Annotated in this window: 3 protein-coding genes; 1 reads left to right on the forward strand and 2 read right to left on the reverse strand. The window is 64.7% G+C overall.

The window, feature by feature from the left end; all coding sequences use genetic code 11:
• Positions 1-754: zinc metalloprotease HtpX (gene htpX, locus EN994_RS30410; protein ID WP_127308102.1), on the reverse strand; the 754-nt coding region annotated here is incomplete at its 3' end.
• 105 nt (positions 755-859) lie between these two features.
• Here htpX and EN994_RS30415 point away from each other — a divergent pair.
• On the forward strand, positions 860-1,081 hold the full coding sequence (locus tag EN994_RS30415) for a DUF1674 domain-containing protein (protein WP_024504209.1): 222 nt from the start codon (positions 860-862) through the stop codon (positions 1,079-1,081).
• A 7-nt stretch (positions 1,082-1,088) separates the two neighbouring features.
• Here EN994_RS30415 and EN994_RS30420 read toward each other — a convergent pair.
• Positions 1,089-1,638, reverse strand: a 550-nt coding sequence (locus EN994_RS30420; RefSeq protein ID WP_127308103.1) for an HAD-IA family hydrolase, incomplete at its 5' end; no start/stop codon positions are given.

Genomic DNA, 1,638 nt, shown 5'->3' on the forward strand with positions numbered 1-1,638 from the left:
GAAGGGGATTGATGATGAAGAGATGCGCGGTCGCGGGATTGCGCTCGGCATCGGGGTTGCGGATGCGTTCGGCGCCGCGGGCGATCTTGTCAAGCGCCGATGCCAGCCAGAGCGGGTGTCCACAGATTTCGGCGCCACGTCGGTCGGCCTCGTATTCGCGGGTGCGGCTGACCGCCATCTGCACGACCATCGCGGCAAAGGGCGCTACGATCATCGCCGCCAGCACGCCGACAAAGCCGAACGGATTGTTGTCGCGATTGCCACTGAAAAAGAAGGCGAAATTGCCGAGCATCGAAATGGCACCGGCAAAGGTGGCGACGATCGTCATGGTCAGCGTGTCGCGGTGCTGCACATGGGCGAGTTCGTGCGCCATGACGGCTGCGACCTCTTCAGGCGTCAGCGCCTGCAACAGGCCGGTGGAGGCAGCGACCGCCGCGTTCTGCGGGTTGCGGCCGGTGGCAAAGGCGTTCGGCTGCGGATTGTCGATCAGGTAGGTCTTCGGCATGGGCAGGCCGGCCTGTTTGGCGAGCGACTGGACGATGGCGTAATATTCGGGCGCGTTCTTCTCGTCGACCTCGACGGCACGGTTCATCGACAGCACCATCTTGTCGGCATTCCAGTAGCTGAACAGATTGGTGCCGGCGGCGATCAGCAGCGCGATCATCATGCCGCCGGTTCCGCCGATCAAAAAGCCGACGCCCATGAACAGCGCGGTCATCGCGGCAAGAAGCATGGCGGTGCGAAGTGTGTTCATCGTCTGCTCCTGTCCAGGTGATAGCGAAAAGGGGTCGATCCGCTTCGTCTCATCGCTATATGATGGGAAACACCAGTTCCCGTTTCAATCCGCTGGAAATATCGCATGAACGACGAAGCCAGTAAAACCGATGCCGAGCTTGCCCATGATGTCGAGCCAAAGGCGCTGACGCCGGAAGCCAGACGTGCGCTCGCGGAAGCCGAAGCAAGGCGTGTAAAGTACCTGGAAAAGGAAGCCTCGGCGCCGAAGGAAATCGGCGGCCGCGGCGGCAAGGAGCCCGGCCGCTACGGCGACTGGGAGGTAAAGGGCCTGACCAGCGATTTCTAGACGCGGCCTAGGCGGCGTTGCGCTGCGGCTCGAGCGCGATCCAGCCACGCTCGTCGACGGTGATGCCCACCATGTCGTAGCCCGCGATCGCGGCGTGTTGCGTTGGCAAGGGGTGCTTGTGCGTGGCGCTGATGACCATGACCGCCGCGCCCGCCGCTTCGGCTGCCGCTATGCCGGCCGGGGCATCCTCGAACACGAGGCAGTCGCGCGCGTCGAAGCCGAGCCGTTCCGCGCCAAGCCGGAAGCAATCGGGCGCCGGCTTGCCGCGGGAGACATCTTCCGCTGCGACGATGACGGCCGGGACGGGGATGCCCGCGGCCTTCATGCGCAACAGCGCCAGCTCACGTGGGGCGGAGGTTACGATCGCCCAGCGTTCGGGCGGCAGCGAATCGAGAAATGCCACGGCGCCGGCGATCTGGATAATGCCTTCGAGATCGGCCGCCTCGGCCTTCAGCAGCAGATCAGCCTCGTGTGCCGGGTCGACGCCCGGCAGCGCCAGGCCGGTGATGGTCTCGATCGCGCGTACGCCATGGATCGTCGGCAGGAAGGCAGCGACG

Origin of the sequence: Mesorhizobium sp. M7A.F.Ca.CA.002.09.1.1, from assembly GCF_003998555.1 — a bacterium.
Classification (GTDB): domain Bacteria; phylum Pseudomonadota; class Alphaproteobacteria; order Rhizobiales; family Rhizobiaceae; genus Mesorhizobium; species Mesorhizobium ciceri.

Bases quoted from the DNA above. Each gene is read 5' to 3' on its own strand.
- EN994_RS30415 (WP_024504209.1), top strand. From the start codon at position 860: ATGAACGACGAAGCCAGTAAAACCGATGCCGAGCTTGCCCATGATGTC.